Source organism: Flavobacterium sp. R1_16 (assembly GCF_057652095.1).
In genome coordinates this window covers 505,737-527,352 of record NZ_JBYFCG010000001.1, presented here as the reverse complement: position 1 = coordinate 527,352, position 21,616 = coordinate 505,737, and the positions used below count along the sequence as shown (strand labels likewise).

The 21,616-nt window shown below is 32.1% G+C and carries 18 protein-coding genes and 1 tRNA gene; 6 read left to right on the top strand and 13 right to left on the bottom strand.

From position 1 onward, the window contains the following. Positions 1–23: 23 nt before the first annotated feature. A complete protein-coding gene (locus AC23L6_RS02345) occupies positions 24–1,190 on the bottom strand; it encodes a 2-isopropylmalate synthase (RefSeq protein ID WP_487560692.1) in 1,167 nt (388 codons plus the stop codon). A 154-nt stretch (positions 1,191–1,344) separates the two neighbouring features. Between AC23L6_RS02345 and AC23L6_RS02340 the strand changes: the two genes are divergently transcribed. Then, a complete protein-coding gene (locus AC23L6_RS02340) occupies positions 1,345–2,889 on the top strand; it encodes a hypothetical protein (RefSeq protein WP_487560691.1) in 1,545 nt (514 codons plus the stop codon). Positions 2,890–2,894: 5 nt separating this feature from the next. On the opposite strand, the gene AC23L6_RS02335 is transcribed toward AC23L6_RS02340, so the two are convergent. Both AC23L6_RS02335 and der read right to left on the bottom strand, forming a co-directional pair. Continuing rightward, entirely contained in the window at positions 2,895–5,678 is a 2,784-nt protein-coding gene (locus tag AC23L6_RS02335) for an outer membrane beta-barrel protein (protein ID WP_487560690.1), read from the bottom strand. A gap of 95 nt (positions 5,679–5,773) precedes the next feature. Continuing rightward, complete coding sequence (gene der / locus AC23L6_RS02330) at positions 5,774–7,084, bottom strand: ribosome biogenesis GTPase Der (RefSeq protein ID WP_487560688.1); 1,311 nt, start codon at positions 7,082–7,084, stop codon at positions 5,774–5,776. Between the two features lie 133 nt (positions 7,085–7,217). Here der and AC23L6_RS02325 point away from each other — a divergent pair, with 133 nt between their 5' ends. After that, positions 7,218–7,712, top strand: a complete 495-nt coding sequence (locus AC23L6_RS02325) for a hypothetical protein (RefSeq protein ID WP_487560687.1) — start codon at positions 7,218–7,220, stop codon at positions 7,710–7,712. Between the two features lie 11 nt (positions 7,713–7,723). Here AC23L6_RS02325 and era read toward each other — a convergent pair whose 3' ends face one another. The 4 genes from era to AC23L6_RS02305 form a co-directional block, all read right to left on the bottom strand. Then, a complete protein-coding gene (gene era / locus AC23L6_RS02320; RefSeq protein WP_487560686.1) occupies positions 7,724–8,605 on the bottom strand; it encodes a GTPase Era in 882 nt (293 codons plus the stop codon). A 59-nt stretch (positions 8,606–8,664) separates the two neighbouring features. Beyond that, a tRNA-Met gene (locus AC23L6_RS02315) sits at positions 8,665–8,737 on the bottom strand. 166 nt (positions 8,738–8,903) lie between these two features. Beyond that, positions 8,904–9,764: a leucine-rich repeat domain-containing protein gene (locus tag AC23L6_RS02310; protein WP_487560685.1), complete on the bottom strand. Its 861-nt coding sequence runs from the start codon at positions 9,762–9,764 to the stop codon at positions 8,904–8,906. A gap of 433 nt (positions 9,765–10,197) precedes the next feature. Next, positions 10,198–11,052: a leucine-rich repeat domain-containing protein gene (locus AC23L6_RS02305; protein WP_487560683.1), complete on the bottom strand. Its 855-nt coding sequence runs from the start codon at positions 11,050–11,052 to the stop codon at positions 10,198–10,200. A 241-nt stretch (positions 11,053–11,293) separates the two neighbouring features. Between AC23L6_RS02305 and AC23L6_RS02300 the strand changes: the two genes are divergently transcribed. Together AC23L6_RS02300 and AC23L6_RS02295 are read left to right on the top strand one after the other, a co-directional pair. Further along, positions 11,294–11,773 (top strand): DUF1761 domain-containing protein, encoded by a 480-nt coding sequence (locus AC23L6_RS02300; RefSeq protein WP_487560682.1) that lies wholly within the window; start codon positions 11,294–11,296, stop codon positions 11,771–11,773. Between the two features lie 125 nt (positions 11,774–11,898). Continuing rightward, on the top strand, positions 11,899–13,047 hold the full coding sequence (locus AC23L6_RS02295) for an 8-amino-7-oxononanoate synthase (RefSeq protein WP_487560681.1): 1,149 nt from the start codon (positions 11,899–11,901) through the stop codon (positions 13,045–13,047). Positions 13,048–13,052: 5 nt separating this feature from the next. On the opposite strand, the gene AC23L6_RS02290 is transcribed toward AC23L6_RS02295, so the two are convergent. Then, positions 13,053–13,910, bottom strand: coding sequence for a diacylglycerol/lipid kinase family protein (locus tag AC23L6_RS02290; protein ID WP_487560680.1), 858 nt, complete (start codon positions 13,908–13,910; stop codon positions 13,053–13,055). An 83-nt stretch (positions 13,911–13,993) separates the two neighbouring features. Here AC23L6_RS02290 and AC23L6_RS02285 point away from each other — a divergent pair, with 83 nt between their 5' ends. Next, positions 13,994–14,959 (top strand): App1 family protein phosphatidate phosphatase, encoded by a 966-nt coding sequence (locus AC23L6_RS02285; protein WP_487560679.1) that lies wholly within the window; start codon positions 13,994–13,996, stop codon positions 14,957–14,959. 253 nt (positions 14,960–15,212) lie between these two features. On the opposite strand, the gene AC23L6_RS02280 is transcribed toward AC23L6_RS02285, so the two are convergent. Together AC23L6_RS02280 and AC23L6_RS02275 are read right to left on the bottom strand one after the other, a co-directional pair. Next, a complete protein-coding gene (locus tag AC23L6_RS02280) occupies positions 15,213–15,593 on the bottom strand; it encodes a DUF4345 domain-containing protein (protein ID WP_487560678.1) in 381 nt (126 codons plus the stop codon). Between the two features lie 28 nt (positions 15,594–15,621). After that, the gene (locus AC23L6_RS02275) at positions 15,622–17,529 is read right to left on the bottom strand and encodes an ABC-F family ATP-binding cassette domain-containing protein (RefSeq protein ID WP_487560677.1); all 1,908 of its coding nucleotides are present in this window, start codon (positions 17,527–17,529) and stop codon (positions 15,622–15,624) included. A gap of 65 nt (positions 17,530–17,594) precedes the next feature. Between AC23L6_RS02275 and AC23L6_RS02270 the strand changes: the two genes are divergently transcribed. Further along, a complete protein-coding gene (locus AC23L6_RS02270; protein ID WP_487560675.1) occupies positions 17,595–17,975 on the top strand; it encodes a DUF983 domain-containing protein in 381 nt (126 codons plus the stop codon). Positions 17,976–17,978: 3 nt separating this feature from the next. Here AC23L6_RS02270 and AC23L6_RS02265 read toward each other — a convergent pair whose 3' ends face one another. The 3 genes from AC23L6_RS02265 to porM all read right to left on the bottom strand — a co-directional run bounded on the left by AC23L6_RS02265 (position 17,979) and on the right by porM (position 21,597). After that, a complete protein-coding gene (locus AC23L6_RS02265; RefSeq protein ID WP_487560674.1) occupies positions 17,979–19,022 on the bottom strand; it encodes an NAD(P)/FAD-dependent oxidoreductase in 1,044 nt (347 codons plus the stop codon). Positions 19,023–19,084: 62 nt separating this feature from the next. Then, positions 19,085–19,999, bottom strand: coding sequence for a type IX secretion system ring subunit PorN/GldN (gene porN / locus AC23L6_RS02260; protein ID WP_487560673.1), 915 nt, complete (start codon positions 19,997–19,999; stop codon positions 19,085–19,087). Positions 20,000–20,049: 50 nt separating this feature from the next. Next, a complete protein-coding gene (gene porM / locus AC23L6_RS02255; RefSeq protein ID WP_487560672.1) occupies positions 20,050–21,597 on the bottom strand; it encodes a type IX secretion system motor protein PorM/GldM in 1,548 nt (515 codons plus the stop codon). Positions 21,598–21,616 lie beyond the last annotated feature (19 nt).

Below are 21,616 nucleotides of genomic sequence, written 5' to 3'. Positions count from 1 at the left end.
CTGAATGTATCAGGTTTTTGATTCTAAATTAACATTCCTATGTTGCTTGTTTTTATGATTTCATGAACGTCATTATCTAAAACTTCTTTCTTTCTATCTGCATACTTTAAGAATTCAAGATATACTATATCCAATTGAAGTTTTGTTAGATCATACCCTATTTTCTTTGCTCTATACGCTAAAGCTGCTCTACCACTTCTTGCTGTAAGAATAATGGCAGACTCGGTAACACCAACATCGTGTGGATCCATAATCTCATAGGTTTCACGATTTTTAATCACTCCATCCTGATGAATCCCCGAGCTGTGAGCAAAAGCATTTGATCCTACAACAGCCTTATTGGGCTGAACTATCATACCCATACTATCTGATACCAATCGACTAGTATCGTATAATAATTTGGAGTCAATATTGGTATATAATCCTAAAGTAGGATGTTGTTTTAAAATCATAACAACTTCTTCTAAAGCAGTATTTCCTGCTCGCTCCCCTATTCCATTTATGGTACATTCTATCTGTCTTGCACCGTTAATAACACCTGCGATAGAGTTGGCTGTAGCCAATCCTAAATCGTTATGACAATGACAAGAAAGAATCGCTTTCTCTATTCCAATAACATTTTCTTTTAAATATTTAATTTTCGCACCATATTCTTCTGGTAAACAGTAGCCTGTGGTGTCTGGGATATTCAAAACTGTCGCTCCTGCTTTAATGGCTTCAGAACATACTTTTGCTAAAAATTCATTATCTGTTCTACCCGCATCTTCAGCATAAAACTCTACATCATCTACAAAAGTTTTTGCATAAGAAATGGCTTCTGCTGCACGCTGAATAATCTCATCTTGTGTAGCATTAAATTTATATTTAATATGAGAATCCGAAGTTCCTATGCCGGTATGAATCCTGGGCTTTTTTGCATATTGTAAGGCTTTTGCAGCAACTTCAATATCCTCTTTTACGGCACGTGTCAAGGCACAAACTGTAGCGTTTTGAACCGTTTTTGAAATAGCTTCAACAGAAATAAAGTCTCCTGGACTTGATATTGGAAATCCTGCTTCTATAATATCAACACCTAATTCATCCAGACGACGAGCAATAACTAATTTTTGCTCCGTATTTAATTTACATCCAGGAACTTGTTCTCCGTCACGTAAAGTAGTGTCAAATATTTGTACTTTTTGATTATCCATATCAATAATTAAACTTAATTTTAAATTCTGATTACAAATTTATATTTTAAGGCTTCGAAAGAATACTTTTAAATGCTTAAATTTACAGTATTAAACAAAAAAAACAACATATTAAAAAGCTGATATACAACACCTTAAATATACATTTTTTACGATGGCAAACCCTTCAAAAGATAATCTATTTGTTCTCATTAGTTCGCTTTCAAAATCAGAAAAAAGACAGTTCAAACTTTACGTAAATCGATTAGGTGACAACACAGATGCTAAATTCTTGCAACTTTTTAACCTTTTGGATAAAATGAATGAATATGATGAGGAAGAAATCTTAAAAAGCAACATAGTTACTAAATTGCAATTATCCAATCTAAAAGCGCATTTATACAAACAAATTTTGATTAGTTTACGAATGAATCCTGTAAATCAGAACATTCGTATTCAAATTAGGGAACAGTTGGATTTTGCAACTATTTTATACCACAAAGGTTTGTACAAGCAGAGTTTAAAAATTTTGGATAAAACCAAAATGACCGCGCTAGAACACGATGAAAAAAACATTGCCTTTGAAATTGTTGAACTCGAAAAAGTCATTGAATCGCAATACATCACTAGAAGTATTGTTGGGCGCGCCGATGAGTTGACCGTTCAAGCCAAAGAATTGAGCCAACAAAACGTAATTGCAAGTAAACTTTCGAACTTATCACTTCAACTTTACAGCATTATGCTAAAAAGTGGTTATGCCAAGAGCAAAGAGGAAATGCAAGAAATAATGACCTATTTTAACAACCAACTTCCCGAATATCATTTTGAAGAGCTTGGATTTAGAGAAAAATTATGGTTGTATAAAGCCCATTTATGGTATAGCTTTTTGGTGCAGGATTTCTTGGCTTGCTACAAATACTCCAGCAAATGGGTAAACTTGTTCAATGACAACCAACAAATGATTTTCATAAATCCAGTTTGGTACATCAAGGGCAATTCGTACTTGTTAGAATGTTTGTATCTCATCAAGCACAAATCCTACATGAAGGAAGTCTTGGAACAATTAGAAAAGACGATAGCTTTGGATGCCTTCCCTAAGAATGACAACCTAACAACCTTATATTTTTTATGTTATTACAACAGTAAATTCAGTTTGCATTTTCTGGAAGGTGATTTTGAAGGCGGATTGTATTTGGTTGATGAAGTGTTGAAAAATCTAAAGAAAAATGAAGACCGAATTGACGAACATCATGTCATGGTTTTTTATTATAAAATCGCTAGTCTGTACTTTGGAGCTGGAAATAATAAAAAGTGCATCGAATACTTAAAGAAAATTATCGATAATAAAAATCTCTCCATGCGGGAGGATTTAATGTGTTTTGCCCGTGTATTAAGCCTCGTGGCGCACTATGAAGCAGGCATGGATTATCGTCTGGAAGTACAATTGAGAAGTACTTATAAATTTTTAATCAAAATGAATGACCTGCATGAAGTACAACGCGAAATGATTAAATTTTTGAGAAATCTAGGTACTATTTTCCCGCATGAACTAAAATCAGAATTTAAAAAACTACACGATAGGCTGATTGTTTTTGAAAATCATCCTTATGAAAAAAGAGCTTTTTTGTATCTGGACATCATTTCATGGCTTGAAAGTAAAATAGAAAACAAACCCGTTGCTGAAATTATTCAAGAGAAAGCTAAAAAGTTGATTCGCTAATTTTTTTAATATCCAAATCTATCCCCTGATGGCTTCTCTTTACCTGCAAATTTTTCAATTTTGTAGGTTAACGAAAACATCATATATCGCTTTAAAACTGTGTTTTCTTCATCGCGAATAGTGGTTGGAGTTATAGTTCGAGTGGCACTTTGGTTCTGATTTAAAACATCGTACACTTTTATCTTAGCCGACATTTTTTTATGGAAGAAATTGTAGGCTAAACTGGTGTTCCACAAATAAAAATCTTTTTTAAATCCGTCAGAAATATTAGAATTATAGGTATACCCAAAATCATTTCCAAAAACCCAATTCTTAGGCCAATAACTGGTTGTTTGAATATTAAAATTATGCAAAACGTTGGAAGCAGAATCAACACTATAATTGGAATACTTTAAGTCATTGTATGTTAGAGTATATGTGGGATTAATCGTCAAAACTTCACCATATTCATATACAAAATTTATTCTTGGGCTGAGTCGTAATGCATTTGCACGGTATAAATCGCCATTCGTAAATCCTTTTGAGGTAGTATATCCTCCATTTAATCCAACTCCTAATTTAAAAGTTTGTGCCTCTTTTTTATACGATTTATCCCAGCGTGCTCCAAACCAAGATTCAAGTGTTCCTGAAACATTTTCATAAGTTGTAGTTCGCTTTCCATTAGAATCAAAAACTGTCGAAGCTACCACCTGATTGTCATATACATTTCCTCCTGAATACAAAACATAGCCAGAACGTGTCGCATAATCATAATCCCTAAAATTGATAAACATTCTGTGACTTTTATTCAAATCTAGATCGGGATTTCCTATAAAAGTATTCAATGGATTTGCCAAATTTTCTACTGGTAACAACTGACTGGCCTTAGGAAAAGTCACAGAATATTCATAGCTCGTCCAAATTGATTTTGACTTTCCTAATTTGATATTAGCATACGTCTCTATGTACGGAAAAATATAATTTTTATCTAAAACAGTTGTGTTACCTAAATAAAGAGATCGATTGTCATATTGTGCAATATTAGTTCCTCCCGTAAAACTCATATTAAAACTCTTCTTTTCTATGGAAAAACCCACTTTTGGGGCAATCAGTTTTTCGTGCGAATAAATAGAATTAGATAAATTTTCATTAGTCACAGAATATGTTTGGTTTGTATTATCAAAATCATAGGCCTGACGAACCTCTGAATTTTTATCCGAACGGGCATATACGTTCAAAGAAATCCGCAAAGAGTCTGTTATAGGTTCTAAAAAAGTAAGTTCTGAAGAGTAGAAATCTTTTAAATTTCTGTTATTTAGGCTTTGATTTCTTACATCAATAGGTCTAGAATCCTGATAAAAAATAGAAGTGGATTTGTTCAATGAAGTGGCTATTTCATTAGAATTTTCGTTATCAAATGAAACATTAATAGAACGTCCTTTTTTCTTGAAATTTTTATTGAAATTAATGGAATTCGTGAAATTAAATTTATCATTGTCATTAAAATTCTCTTGCTCACTTTCATTCAACTTCTGACCCTCAAAATCTTTTGAAGTTTCGGTAGAATTGACTGCATATTTATTTTTGGCTTTCATAAATCTTGGAGCTACAAAAATGGTAGCTGTCGAATCTATCTTGTATTCAAACGTGAAATTCAAATTATGTCCAAATCGGTCTTCATTTGTTTTAGAATCTGAGCTAGTTATAAAACCACCTTTGGGTAAAAAATTAGTTTGTCTTGTACTGTTAGTGTTTTTGGAATTGGAATTGGAAAAAAGATAACTCGCATTGGATTCAAAATCCTTAAACCATTCATCACCATAATTTAATCCCAACATATTAGAGCGTGTAATTCCCTTTCCTCCACCAAAACGCATATTCCCAAAACCATACGATCCATCGCCTCCATCAAAATAATAGCCTGCATTTCGTCCGCCTCCCATGTTATCAAATACTTCATCCATTGAAAATCCTGTGGAATTGATATTGTTAGAGGAAGCGAGGACACTTATTTTCCTTTTATTTTTAAAATAATTAATTAGAGTACTACTTTCATATCGGTCATCTGTACCATAACCTCCCATAAACTTCCCAAAAAAACCTTTGTTTTTATCCTCATCGATAGTGAGATTAATGCTAGCATTATTAGAACTTGCATTTTGTTTGGTTAATTCTTCTTTTTTGGTTTTAGTATCCGAAACTTGAACTTTGTTAATAATATCTGAGGGTAAACTTTGTAAAGCAATTTTGCCGTCCTTATCAAAAAAAGGTTTCCCATTGACTAAAACCTGATTGACCTCTTTTCCATTAACTGTAATTTTTCCATCTGTCGATACCTCAACCCCCGGCAATTGTTTGAGCAAGGTTTCTACATTGGAATCAGGCCGAACTTTAAACGAAGACGCATTAAACTCTAAGGTATCTTTTTTAATACGAATAGGCGGTGCCTCACTTTTAATAACTACTTCGCCAAGAGTATTTGTATTTTCAATTAATCGTATAATTCCAAAGTCTTTATTCGCTGTTATGGATTGTTCTTCCTGCTTAAAAGTTTGATACCCTACATAAGATATTTTAAAAAAAACAGGCTTTGTAATTTTCTTGGTGTTAATTGTAAAGAAACCATTTTTGTCTGTAATGGAGTAATCAATTACCGTAGAATCTTTTACTGAGGTAAGATATACGGTTGCCGCTTCTAGTGGTACTTGAGTATTTTTATCGAGAATTTTTCCTTTTATAACAACGTTATTTTGTGCAAACGAAAATAAACTGAAAATGAAGAAGACGGACAGATAATAGAATTTTTGCATAAAAAAAATTTCGTTGTTACTATTTTAAATAATAACAACGAAATAAGTGATTTAGTATTAAAATAAAAAAAATCTTACTAAAAATTTAACAATTTTTATTTCTCACGGATATAAATATCTATAGGTACTCCCGAAAAATCCCAGTTTTCACGAATTTTATTTTCTAAAAAGCGTTTGTAAGGCTCTTTTACATATTGAGGCAAATTAGCAAAAAACACAAACTGTGGTGTCAATGTAGGCAATTGCATACAATACTTTATCTTAACATATTTACCTTTCAAGGCAGGTGGAGGATAACCCTCAATGACTTTTAACATATAATCATTGAACTTAGACGTTGGAATTCTTTGTTTTCTGCTTTCATAAACTTGAACCGTTGCTTCCAATGCCTTTAGTAAACGTTGTTTGGTCAATGCCGAGACAAAAAGAATGGGCACATCCGTAAACGGCATTAATTCTTTTCTAATTTTTTCTTCATAGTCACGAGTAGACATGGTATCTTTTTCGACCAAATCCCATTTGTTGACCAAGATAACCACCCCTTTTCTGTTTTTTTCTGCCAACCAAAATATACTTTGGTCTTGACCTTCAAATCCTCGAGTAGCATCAATAATTAAAATACAAACATCCGCATGTTCAATAGCACGCACCGAACGCATTACTGAATAAAACTCTAAATCTTCTTTCACCTTTGCTTTACGACGAATTCCTGCGGTGTCCACCAAGTTAAATTCAAATCCAAAACGATCAAATTTGGTATCAATAGCGTCGCGGGTAGTTCCTGCAATATCGGTAACCATAAAACGTTCTTTACCAATCAAGGCGTTTATAAAACTTGATTTCCCAGCATTAGGACGACCCACAACTGCAAAACGTGGCAATTCTATTTCTTCTTTAGTAGGTTCAGGTTTTACTGGAAAAGCTTCAATTAAAGCATCTAACAAATCCCCTGTCCCACTCCCAGAAATACTAGCAAAAGTATAATAATCTCCTAACCCTAAATTATAAAACTCGACAGCATCCTTTTCTCGCATCGCATTGTCTACTTTATTTACAGCCAAAAGAACGGGCTTAGTTACTTTTCTTAAAAGTTTTGCCACTGTTTCATCCATGGGTGTAATCCCTTCTTCAACATCTACCACAAAAATGATAACATCTGCTTCATCTATTGCTAATTCTACTTGTTTACGAATTTCACCCTCAAAAACGTCATCAGAACCACGTACATAACCTCCAGTATCTATAACTGAAAACTCTTTCCCATTCCACTCACTTTTTCCATAATTCCTATCGCGAGTAACACCAGAAACAGAATCTACAATAGCTTCTCTTCTTTGAATTAAACGATTAAAAAGTGTAGATTTCCCTACGTTGGGTCTCCCTACTATGGCAACAATATTATTCATAATGCAATTTTGAACTATTTATTTCCGAACGACTAACTTTATAGCTTCGGGCTGCAAAGGTACTATTTAATAGGTTACTAATCCTATTTTTACTACATTAGCTAAAGATTAATTTCAAAAAAAGATAGTATATATGGATGTAAATAACGAAATTCGACTTCGATTACGTTTTTATAAAGACGTAGATGATAGCATTGAAAATGTTCAGCAAAAATTTGAAACCTATTCTAAAAAGGATATTGCTGATTTTGCAATTAATGTTCATGAAAATCACATTTGGTTCTATGTTATAGGAACAAAAAAACGATTTTGGTCTCCTCATTTACATCTTCAACTAGAGCCAAAAACCGAAAAAACAACCCACATTCGGGGTTTATTTGGACCCGACCAAACGCTATGGACATTCTTCATGTTTCTGCATTTTATCATAGCAGGAGTTTTTACCATTTTTGCCATGTTTGCTTACTCTAATTACAGTCTCAAACAATCCTACACAATGGATGTAGTAGTACTGCTTTTAATGGTAATCGTCTGGTTTTTACTCTATTTTATTGCAAGACAAATTCGAAAAAAAGGCAACGGACAAATGAACGAAATGGAGCAGTTATTTTTGAAAATTATAGAATAATTTGTTTTCAATTACTGATTGTAGCCAAAACGCTTCAGCATATTGGCATTACTTCTCCAGTTTTTATTGACTTTAACATACAGCTCAATATGAATTTGTTTTCCAAAAAACTTTTCTAAATCAGCACGAGATTCAATCCCCACTTTTTTCAAAGCGGCTCCTTTATGCCCTATGATGATTCCTTTTTGCGTATCACGTTCTACCATAATCAGAGAACGAATCCGAATGATATCGTCGTCTTCAAGAAATTCTTCAGTTACAATTTCTACAGCATAAGGAATTTCTTTACTATAATTTAAAAGTATTTTTTCACGAATCGTTTCATTTACAAAAAAACGTTCGGGTTTGTCCGTCAATTGGTCTTTTGGATAATAGGCTGGCGATTCTGGTAATAACGAAAGAATTCTAACAAAAACTTCAGGCACATTAAAATTCTTTAAGGCCGAAATGGGAAATATTTCTGCATTAGGAACTTTTGCAGTCCAAAATGCTACTTGTTCCTCCAACTGTTCTTGATTAGAATTATCAATTTTGTTCAATAACAATAAAACAGGAATTTTAGCGTGAATAATACTTTTAAAAAAAGTTTCGTCTTTCAACTCTTGTTCCCCAATTTCAACCATGTAAATCAGAATATCAGCGTCTTCAAAAGCCGATTTTACAAAATTCATCATCGATTCCTGCATCTCATAAGCAGGTTTTATTATCCCTGGTGTATCAGACAGAATTAATTGAAAATCATCACCGTTTACAATACCAAGTATTCTATGACGAGTGGTTTGTGCTTTTGAGGTAATGATTGATAGTCGTTCGCCTACAAATGCATTCATCAAAGTTGATTTCCCAACGTTTGGATTTCCAATAATATTTACAAAACCTGCTTTGTGTGTCATACAAATCTCTTTTTATAATCAATTAAAAAAGCCACTCATTGCTGAATGGCTTTTCTTAGTAGCGGGAACAGGACTCGAACCTGTGACCTTCGGGTTATGAGCCCGACGAGCTGCCTACTGCTCTATCCCGCGCTGTTTCGAGTGCAAATATACAACGAATATTGATATTCGCAAGTTAAATTTATAATAAATTTATTTTTTACATACCACTCCAGATAATTATGCCTAAAACAAAAAAACCATCAACGCTCACATGTTGATGGTTTTAAACCAATTTATTAAATATTCACCAAAAAATTTAATCCTGATCTTCATTAGCTAATGCAGAATTTTTATCCGCTTTAACTGGTAATGCTACTGCAAGTCCTTCATTATTTATCATCGTCATATTTAGAGTATCCAATTGAGCTAAATTTTTAGAAACCAACCCGCTGAACATGTTATATGAAATGTTCATTTCTTTTAGGTGATTTAGTTTCTCAAGGTCAAAAGGTACTTGTCCATCCATATTATTATCAAACAAACTTAATGTTTCAAGTTGTGTAAGGTTTGCAATTTCTTTTTCCAACTTCCCTTTTAGTTTATTACTATTTAAAAGTAAGGTTTTTAGGGATTTCAATCCATAAACTGACGCTGGGATTTGACCTGTTAATTCATTATTATACAATGATAACGTTCTCAGATTTGTTAACTTACCCAATTCTAATGGTAAGCTTCCTGATAGCTGATTCATAAACAACTCTATTTCTTCTAGTGAACTTATGTTCCCTATGGAAGAAGGTATGTTTCCTGTTAATTTATTAAATGATAAATTAAAAACCACCAACTGTTTCATGTTCCCTATCTTAGATGGAATGCTCCCTGAAATAGTATTTTTGAATAATTTTAATTCTTTCAAATAAACAAGGTTTACAATTTCTGAAGGCAATTGCCCAGATAAATTATTATTGGATAAATCCAAACCAACAACTTTGTCATTTTGCAATTTAACTCCATACCAAGACGAAACTGGCTTATTAAAGTCCCATTGCTTTTTCCATTGATTTCCGTTAGTGGCAATATATAATTTAACTAAAGCATCTTTTTCTGAGAAAGAAATAGTTGCCCACATTGACATCGAAACAAATAACATTAAAACTAAGGTAGCTGTATTTTTCATAACATTTGTTTATTTATTATGGTGTAAACTTACAAATAAAAACCGATTATATGCAAATAAAATCGATGAAATACACTTTTTTAAATATTATGATTCTTTTTTCTTACAAATATTAAATTGAACAACTAACAGTAATTATCTAATTAAAAGAAAATAAATTAAGATAATACATCTTTTAAACGCGAAAATTGATAAAAAAGAGTTGATTGAAATTTAAAAATGATTGTAGATAAAAAGTTAGATTAGATAAACGTATTTTCCCTACTCCATCTTTGATGTACTAATTCAGATTTATTTTTAATTGTTGCTAATAATAATGTATTTCTAGATTTTGTCTACAGCTACAATTTTTAGGACAGAATAAAGCAAAAAAAACCACCAACTTTCGTTGATGGTTTTTTAACCAATTTATTTATAAATATTCACCAAAATATTAATCTTCATTTGCTAAAGCAGAGTTCTTGACCATTTGAACTGGCAATGCAACAGCTAAACCTTTATCGTTTATCATAGTCATATTCAAAGTATCTAATTGAGCTAGATTTCTTGAAACTAATCCACTAAACATGTTGTAAGAAATATTCATTTCTTTAAGGTTATTTAATTTTTCTAAATCAAAAGGTACTTGACCTTCCATATTATTCTCAAACAAACTTAAAGTTTCAAGAGAAGTCAAATTAGCAACTTCAGGACTTAATTTTCCAGACAATTGATTACTATTCAATAGCATTACATTTAATGATTTCAAACCGTAGTATGAAGCTGGTATTTGTCCTTCAATTTCATTGTTAAATAAGGATAAAATTCTCAATTGTTTTAAATTACCAATTTCAGACGGTAATTGACCTGAGATTCTATTCATATACAATTCAATAGATTGTAATGAACTAGCGTTACCAATTGAAGCTGGAATGCTTCCTGTTAATTTATTGAATGCTATGTTTAAAACTTTCAATTGTTTTAAATTCCCTATCGAAGCTGGAATAGATCCAGTAAGAGAATTTTTGAAAAAATTTATTTGCTGTAGATTCGACAAATTAACAATTTCTGCAGGTAATTCACCTACTAAGTTATTGTTTGACAAATCTATACCAATTACTTTGTCGCCAACTATTTTAACTCCATACCATGAAGAGATTGGAGCTTTCAAATCCCATTTGTGAGTCCATTGACTTCCATTTGTGCTAGCATACAATTTTAGCAATGCTTCCTTTTCTGTAATGGTAACATTAGCTAACATAGAAACTGAAGCAACTAGAAACAAAAATAAAGTGGATACTTTTTTCATGATAAATGGTTTTTTGTGTTAATTGATGTTGTAAAAGTAGATTTACAAACGACAATATGCAAATAAAATCGATGAAATACATAAATAATTTATTTTTTTACACTTATTTCTTACAATTTTAAATTTTAAACTACAGAAAATATTAAATAAAAAATTCTCTGTTCTCTATTAAAATGCAAAAAAACAATTCATTTATATCAAAAAAAGGTAAATTTGATACACTAACCAACACTTTAAAAATATGGAAATTAATTTATTAGCGCTTTTAGCGGCAGCATTTTCAACTCTTGTCATAGGATTTGTTTGGTACAATCCTAAAGTTTTCGGAACAATCTGGATGAATGAATCTGGAATAACAGAAGAAAAAATGAGAGGAGGTAACATGGTTATCACTTTACTAGCATCCTTTATCTATGCCTTTTTTATTGCCTTTGTATTACGTTTTCTTGTTATTCATCAAACTGGAGCATTAGGAATGGTTGGTGGCGATGCGAGTATTGCAAAACCATCATATGATGCATTCATAGCTGATTATGGCAATGCTTTTCGAACATTCAAGCATGGTGCTTTACACGGATTTATGACGGGGCTCTTTTTAATTCTTCCCGTTCTTGGTATTACTGCTTTATATGAAAGAAGAAGTTTTAAATATACTCTTGTAACCGGAGGTTATTGGGTGGTTTGCGGAATGGTCATGGGTGGCATTATATGTGCTTGGTAAATAAAATAGTAGAATAAAAACACAAATCTTGTTTGGAATAAAATTCAAGCGAGATTTTTTTATTAAATCTATTGTTACATCTTTAACTTTATTGGTTAAATTTGACCAACTATCAAAACTATAGTGTGAATACACTTCCTTCATTCAAAATTTTTACCTCGACTGCCGAACTCCCAAACAATTGGAATGAGATTGCTGTTGAGAATATTTTCTTAACCAAAGAGTATTTAATGGTTCTTGAAAAAGCTGCACCCAAAAATATGTCTTGCTATTTCATAGGACTATTTTTAAATGAAAAACTTGTGGGAATTGCTCTATCACAATTTTTAGATTTAAACAAACTAGAATCTTTTGGAGAGCGTGATAAGTGTGTCAAAACTGCTGTCAGGAATTTTGTTTTCAAAAACTTTTGTTCGCATGTCTTATTTATTGGAAACAACATGTTAACTGGTAAAAATGGATATGCGTTTTCCAACATAATTGATGAGGCTCAAATACTACGAACATTACACATGGCGGCGGCATCAATTAGAAAAGAACTTAAATTAATCGGCAAAAATATTCACATCACAACTTTTAAAGATTTTTATAGTAATGATGTTAGAGAATTTGCAACTCCTGAATTCAAGAAACTGTATCAGTTTTCTACTCAACCCAATATGATTTTCGAAATCAATTCCAATTGGGAAACGGAAAACGATTATGTTGATAGCTTAACGAAAAAATACCGAGATCAATTTAAACGTGCTAGAAAAAAATCTGATGGTATTGAAAAAAGAAAAATGCATCTTGAAGACATCATCAAATATGAGAATGTAATCTATGATTTGTATTTTCATGTCGCTAAAAATGCTCCTTTCAACACCTTTTTTCTTCCTAAAAATCATTTTCGCGTTTTTAAAGAATGTCTCAAAGAACAGTTTTTGTTTTACGGCTATTTTCTTAATGAGCAATTGATTGGTTTTAATACCCTTATCAAAAATGGGAAAATAATGGAAACCTATTTTCTAGGCTATGATGATACTATTCAAAGAGAAAAAATGCTCTATCTCAACATGCTCTATGACATGGTGGCTTATTCTATAAATAAAAATTTTAAAAAAATTATTTTTGGAAGAACAGCCTTAGAAATAAAAAGTTCTGTTGGCGCTAAACCTATCGAAACATTCGGATATATTGAACATTCAAAGGCTATCATCAATAGTAAAATGGAAACTATTTTCTGCTATTTAGAACCCAAAACAGACTGGAAAGAAAGAAATCCGTTCAAATAACTATTCTAATTTTTAGGAACTGCGACTTTTATCATCTTGGGTAAAATCTCTATATCAAGTTGCGATTTTAAGCCGTAATACTCCCCGTCCATTTGAAAGTTAACTGGAACATTGGTCACAACCGTTGCTTTATCAGTAGATATAATTTCAACATCGTCCGAATGAATAGGTATATTGCCAGTAATGATTTTTAATAAAACTATTAAATCTAAGTTTTTTAAAATAATCAACTCAAACTTACCATCATCCATTGTCCCATTGGGATTGATAGTGACGCCCGAACCATATTTCTTTGAATTTGCAATTACAATCATTCTGGCATCACAAATCAAAGTCTTTTTACTAGTTGTTATTGTAGCAGTAAACGGTTCTTGCAAATCGATTAAGGTGGTCAAAGCTTGTAATGCATATCCTAATTTACCTCGAATGTAACTACTCTCGTAGTTTTTAATAAGTTCGGCGTTTAATCCTAAATCACTCAAATGGATACTTTTTTCATTATTAATTGATACAATATCAATATCTAAATAAGTTTCCCCAAAGGCAATCTCAAGGTTCTCCTCGAATACAGACGGCAAATTAAGATCTGTAGCCAATCCGTTTGCGGAACCCGCTGGTAAAATGCCTAAAATCACATCTTCATTTTCTACAGCCTCAGTGACCATTTTAATGGTTCCATCACCGCCAGCAACGATAATTCTTTCAGGTTTATAAACAGAATAAAGTTCTCTTAAATTGCTAATATCATTTACTCCAGTAGTATTGTAAATATGTAATTTTAAATTTTTAGTTGAGGCAAAATTTCTGGCTTCACTGATAAATTCGGATTTATCAAGAGCTCCAGAAACGGGGTTAACTACCATGATGCAATTCTTTTTCAAACTTTAATTTCGTTTATTGACTAAAAATAGTTAATTTTCAAATTCTATCAAAATTATAATTTGAAATGAAACCTATTCTGAAATTATATCGTGGCTACGCGAATGAACAAGAATTAATTGTAATGGGGCACGTTTTTAAACCTACTACAGCTAAGGAGTATGATTTTCAGAAAAAAAATGTAAGGAATGCAACTTCGATAATCAATATGTTTCGGATAAAAACACAAGCTAATGCTGATGTGTATTTAAAATACAACAATCGTACAATACATACTAAAACACTCAATGACGGTTATTTCAAATTTTGTGTGCCACTGCATCAAATCGAAAATTATGGGTGGATTGAATACCAAGTAAGCATTAACTATAATGATAATGAAATTGTTGCGAAAGAACGTTATATAAGACCTCACAAAGGAGAACTAGGAATCATATCTGATATTGACGACACTTTTTTGGTAACGCATTCGAGAAATATTTTAAAAAAACTGTACATTTTATTGTTCAGAAATGTTACCAAAAGAAAAGTATTTGAAGATGTTGTATCGCACTATCAAGCCTTGAATAAAGCGGGAAGGACTAGTCCAAAAGAACAGAATGCTTTTTTCTATGTGTCTAGTAGCGAATGGAACTTGTATCGCTTTATCATTAAATTTACTGAAATACATCAATTGCCAAACGCAGTTTTATTACTAAAAGACATTAAAACAAGTCTGGTGGACTTTTTAGTTACAGGAAGAAGCAATCATAATCACAAATTTGAAAAAATAAAACACATTTTAGAATTCTATCCTGATTTACAATATGTTCTTTTGGGCGATGATTCTCAGCAAGACCCAATTTTATATGAAGCGATTTGTAAAATTTTTCCAATTACTGTAAAGGCTATTTATATTCGACAAACAGGAAAACACAAAAAAGAAAAAACACTGAAGGCTCTCAAAAACATTGAGAGTTTGGATGTTGCCGTGTGTTATTTTAAAAATAGTAGTGAGGCAATTGAACACTCTAAATCTATAGGTGTTATTTAAAAATAGAAACCTTAGATAATGGCAGTTTCACCGTAACAAGAAAAATTGAAAATTTAGAAATACTAAACAATGGAAATGGTGTACTAAACGCAAGACAATTACTTGCTTAAAATGCAAAAACTAAAGCTTCAGAAAACAATAATGTTTATGTGAACTCAGTCCTTAATCTCTATAAAAATAGCTAGAAACGATACTGTTATCAATTTAGGAAAAGCAAAATTTGATGAAATGAAATAACCTTGAAGACTTCTTTTTAAGAACTCTTTTTTAGTTTAGTCAATTGATAGCATCCATAAATCGCCAAAACCAATTCTCCAAGAGTTCCAACACAAAAAATTGGCGATGGAATTCCATCAAATAGGAAACCAATCATTCTTCCAAATGACAGACCAAACATAAAAACAATATTAGAAATAGTAGCTGCTCCCCAATATTTTGGGTTTAAAATTCCTAAAACCCAAAGTCCGCCCGAAGCTAAATACAAACCCATAATAGCTTTGAAAATAGTAGCCATATCTAGCGAACTAACTTCGACAGTAAATAATTGCTGTGAAATAAAATTTGGTGAAAATCCATAAACAAAAGCAATTGGAACAACAATTAGAACTGAAAGGAGTAAATGTAAATTCTTCATTTGATTTCCCAGTTGCATTTTATTTATTCTAAAGGTTATCTATTTCTCCCTGAACAATTTCCCAATCTTCTAAAAGTTTATCGAGTTCAGCTTTTTTCTTATTATAAGCCATAAAAAAAGAGGCATCCTCTATGTGCTTATCATAATTAGAGGCAAGCATTTTATCATCATTTTGAATGTCAATTTCGAGTTGTTTAATCTGACTTTCTATTTTACTTAAACGATTTTGAAGTGCCTTCCCTTTTTTCTGATCTTCATAGGAAACTTTTGGTGTTATGGTTGGTATATCTTTCTTAATGACGTCTTTTTTCTCAACTTCTCGCATGTTTTCGAGATTGCGCTGTTCTAAGAAATAGTTAATGTCACCTAGATATTCTTTTATTTTTTGGTCTTTAAATTCATAAACAATATTTGACATTCCTTGAAGGAAATCTCTATCGTGAGACACCAGAAGCAAGGTTCCTTCAAATTTTTGTAGTGCTGCCTTTAGTACATTTTTCGATTTTATATCCAAGTGATTTGTGGGTTCGTCCATTAATAAAACATTAATAGGCTGCAAAAGCAATTTGCAAAGTGCCAATCGATTTCTCTCGCCACCAGAAAGCACTTTCACCTTTTTCTCAACATCATCCCCTCGAAAAAGAAACGAACCAAGCATATCTCTCACTTTAGAACGATTGGTATCAGTTGCTGCATCTTCCATCGTTCTGAGTAAAGTAATTTCTCCATCAAGATATTCCGCCTGATTTTGTGCAAAATAACCTACTTGAACATTATGTCCGAGTTTGATATTTCCTTGAAACTCAAATTCATTCATAATAGCCTTGATAAGAGTAGATTTACCTTGCCCATTTTGACCCACAAAGGCAATCTTACTTCCGCGTTCGACCAATAAATTAATATCTTTTAATATGGTTTTTTCGTCATATTTCTTGGTAACACTTTCAGCTTCAATGACTACTTTTCCGGGAACTTTAGATACTGGAAACGAAATGTTCATCACTGAATTATCGTCTTCATCTACCTCAATACGCTCTACTTTGTCTAATTTTTTAATAAGTGACTGTGCCATGGATGCCTTAGAGGCTTTAGCACGGAATTTTTCGATTAACTTTTCTGTTTCCTCAATTTTCTTCGCTTGATTTTTCTGAGTCGCTAATTGCTTCTCTCGAATTTCATGTCTCAACTCCAAATATTGAGAATAAGGCTTGTTAAAATCATAAGCCTTGCCTAAAGAAATCTCGATAGTTCTATTGGTCACATTATCTAAAAACATTTTATCATGAGAAACAATCACTACTACCCCAGGATAATTCCGCAAGAAACTCTCCAACCAAATAATACTCTCAATATCCAAGTGATTGGTAGGCTCATCCAAAAGCAAAATATCATTCGCTTGCAACAACAATTTTGCTAATTCAATTCGCATTCTCCAACCTCCAGAAAAAGTTTCGGTTTGATTATTAAAAACCTCTCTTTTAAAACCAAGACCCAAAAGAATTTTTTCAGTATCTCCCAGATAATTGTAACCGCCATGCAATTCAAATCGATGAGTATAATCAGATAAATCTTCTATGATTTGGGAATATTCTTCACTTTCATAATCGGTACGAGTCACTAACTGATGATTAATTTCTTCTAACTTTTCCTCGATTATTTTGATTTCAGTAAATGCTTGATATGCTTCTTCAAGTACTGTTCTTCCTTGCTCAAAATCGATGTCTTGTCGAAGAAAGCCAATTTTCACCTCTTTTTCTGTAGCAATACTTCCAGAATCTGGCTTAATATCACCCGCTAAAATTTTCAGCATAGTTGATTTGCCAGCCCCATTCTTTCCAACTAGACCTACTCGATCTCCAGCGCCCATTCTAAAAGTTACCTCTTCAAATAAATAAGTCCCACCAAAGGAAACCGAAAGATTATGTATATTTAACATGATTATGTGACTGTTGTTACATTCTAAAAAGTAGAATAGTGTACCTTTGTGAAAAATTTTTGCAAATGTTAAAAAAAGGATCCAAATTATATAGTATTTTAACAGGAACTTGTCCTAAATGTCAAAATGAAAGCATGTATGTTAACAAAAACCCCTTGCATTTAGGTTCTGTGCTCAAGATGCACGAAAATTGTAGCCACTGTAATTTAAAATATCAGATTGAACCATCCTTTTTTTATGGAGCCATGTATGTGAGCTATGCGCTTAATGTAGCAATGGGTATTGCCATATTTATCATTACTTTTCTGTTCATAAATCAAAGCGTAATGACATCTTTTATAGCGATAATAGCATCTATTATTATCTTACAACCTTTTATTTTGAGGTGGTCTAGAAACATTTACATTAATATGTTTGTTTCATATGACTCTGACTATAAAAAATAGGCTCTATTTTTTATCAAATCTCTTGATATCAATTGAAGAATCTAAAGGAATATCATATTCTATAAATTCAAATAATGCTTTAGCCATTGCAGGCCCAAGAAGAACACCTCGTGTCCCTAATCCATTTAAAATATGAATTCTTGGGTGAATAGGATGTGTACCAATTAATGGTTTTCTATCCTTAACAGTTGGTCGAACACCCGCTAAATGTGAAATTATTTCAAAATCACAGCTGATAATTTCTTTTAATCTATCAACTAACTCCTTTTTTCCCTCCTCAGTAGGAATACTCGTTTTATCTTTCCAGTTGTAGGTAGCGCCTACTTTAAACAAATCGTTCCCAAGTGGCAAAATAAACACGCTTGTATTGATAATTACATCTAATTCTAATTCAGAGGCTTTAATGATTAACAGCTCCCCTTTCGTTCCGTCAAGAGGTAAATAATTAAAATAAGGATTGGCATGTAAACCAAAACCTTCAGCAAAAGTAATTTGCTTTGCCCCTATATTCCTGTACTGAACAAAGTCAGTATGAAGTTTTAAAATATCATAATCAAATGACTCATCAAAAAATAAATCATTTTCAATTAGATACGTTCTATATTTATCTAGTAAAAGAGGAACATCTACATATCCCGTCTGTAATACTTCACCATAATCATAGGGTGAATCAATACATTGATATTTTTTTGAGATTAACTTGGTAGAGAGAAATGGTGATAAACCATCTTTATCTGATGCAATAAACCAATTATTCTGCTCTTCAATAGAAAAAAATTTACGTAAAATAGGGATTTTAAAATCAAACTTTGTCTGCAATTTAGATTCAATATGTTCATAAAATTGATTGAGTAGATTCAGTTGATTTTGTGCATCGTTTAATTTACTAAATCTTTTTAAAATTACAGGATTGTAAAGTCCTCCAGCAATTTTTGAAGAATTTTGTAAATTTGAGTCAATTACGAGAATAGATTTTTGATTTCGCAAAGCCTGCTCTGCAAAAGAAATTCCAGCCAATCCCGAACCAACAATTAAATAATCTATCATATACATCAAAATAAAAAACTCTTATCAAAATGATAAGAGTTTAAATTGTAAATGGAATTTAATTAATAATTCCACATATCTTGTTCAAAATCACGAATCTTATCTTTAACTCTTTCTGATTCGAGCAATTGCATTTGTGAATTATCTCTCATGTACTCAGCAATTTCCCTGTCTCCATACACGTTTTCTTCTTTGTATATAACACCATTGAATCTACGTGAATTCAATAAATGATCAAACGAAATTGGCATGGCAGAGTTTCTATCATTAAATGCTTTTGCATCATGTAGTATGTCTCTGACTGCTGGGAAATAAACCCAAAATAACTCAATGTAATCAGGATTATCAGCTCCAATTTCTTTAGCCTCAGGCGAAACAGGACATATTCCTAAAAGACGGTATTTAAGTTCACTTTGACGTTTGTCAAAATACCAAAAACCTTTAATCTTATAGTCAGATATATCAATTGAAGATAATTCTTTTTTATTAATATACTGAGGATCTAATACTTTTCTGCCGGATTTATAATCCTCTGGATAGGTATTAATTTCTTCTTTTCCTGCATCAGTTGTATCGATATAGGTAAAAGAAGTTGTCATATCTTTAAATGTTTTTTTGGTATTAAAATAACTGTCGGTATAAACCTCAGTAATTTTACCTTCTTTTATCCCTTTCAATATTACATCAAACAAAGATCTTCTATCTTTACCAATATTGGCTGTATCTATAGGATAGTACAAAGGAAAGTTGATTCTTTCATCCAAATCAATGATTTCCCAAGTCGTTTTGCCCATTAAAACATCTCGGTCGTGAACATAACCATAAGCTAATGGTTTATCATTATCCGAAATTAACTGAGCAGCAGTCTTTTTCCCAATTTCAGAAGGAACTTTTGCGTTAAGCAAATTCGACTGTGCGAAAGATGATAAATTCCCGAAGGCGAAAACAACCAAGATTAAAAAATTTTTATACTTCATTTTATGTAATTATAAGTTACTTAAGTAGAAACGTAATCTAACTTAAATTATTATTGTATTTCGTAGATTACAGGAGCTGTTCTTGATAATAATATGTCAGAACCCTCTAACTTAGTCTTGATATCAGAAATGGTTACTTGATCACCTCTGGTTGCTTTTTGAAGTGCTGCTTTACATTGAGCATTTACTCTATCACCTTGAACTACCACTGTTGGTTGTCCAGCAACTTTTAAACTAAAACCTGTAACTCTTAATTTTACTTCAAAGTCAAAATCAAGCATCTTTGCTGAAACTTGAGAAACCTCTAAACGGGACTTAGCACCTTTAACCACACCTATTTCACCACCAATAGCTCCAGTTGGTGCAGGTATACTCTTTATTCTAAAAACCTTCTTATCAGAAACTTTAGAATTATCAGGCAAAGTACCTGTAACATTAATAACTACTTCAGTACCTGATCCTGGATTCATTTTATAAGCACCTGGCTTACCAGCAGAACTAAGACCTGGAGCAGAAGCTGAAACTTTATCCGAAGACACCCCAGCAAAGGAAATTGTCATAGGATTTGTTACACCTCTATAAACCACATTCATTTTATCAGCAGAGATAGTTGCAGAATTTGGACGAGGTACAACAACATAGTTCCCTTTAATAGGTAAACTAACTACTTTTCCATTTTCGTCAAAATTAAATGAACCGTTTATTTCGTGTTCTCCCACAGCACCAGCACCAAATGAGAAGTTTGCTTGACCTGCTTCTGCTTTAACAGATGTTCCATTAACAACAACTGATTTAGCAACCAAATTAGGATCGAACTTACCTAATATAATTTTACCTTTAACAGCCTCTCCTTGAAAAAAGGCAGTTTTTTCAGGTACAACTATTGGTTGATATGCAGTTAGCGATGCAGCTGCAACAAGATCAGACTGAAACATTCCAGCTATAATATCACTCTCAGTGGTTTTTATATCAGCTTGAAGTTGTGAAAATTTAGTTACTGTAGCAATTAGAGGAAATCCTTTATAGTTATATTCTAACCAACCTAAAGTTGTTCCTGCATTTTTAGATTTTACTGGTTCTGTTGAAAATCTTTTTTCAATTTTTTTCATTTCAACATCAGCAATCGAACTACCACCTATTTTTCTTATTTGAACAACGTAGTTTGCAATTTTATCTAAAAACTCTTGTCCTTTTGGTGATGGTTTATCTCCAACAAATAATTTTTCGTCAACCTTATCTCCTTTATCCATTGCTTCAAAAGGAAGATTACCATCAGCATCTCTTACTAATTCTTTAGTAAACTCTGTTTTTAAATTTTCAATGTATGTAGAAAATTCTTTTGAAACTGCTCTAATTTTTTCAACTTTTGCTTTTTTATCACCAAACTGTAAAGGTTGATCTTGTGCTTTTTGAGCCAATTGTTGGAAAGAAGCATCGTTTCTTAAATCACTAATACTGTTTGATTCAATAATTTTATTATTCAAAATTCCAAATGCTGATAATACTTCTTTGGACATATTTAATGCTAACATCGCGATGAAAACCAAGTACATCAGGTTAATCATCTTCTGCCTAGGGGTTAATTTTCCTCCTGCCATTTTTTCTAGTTAATTTTTT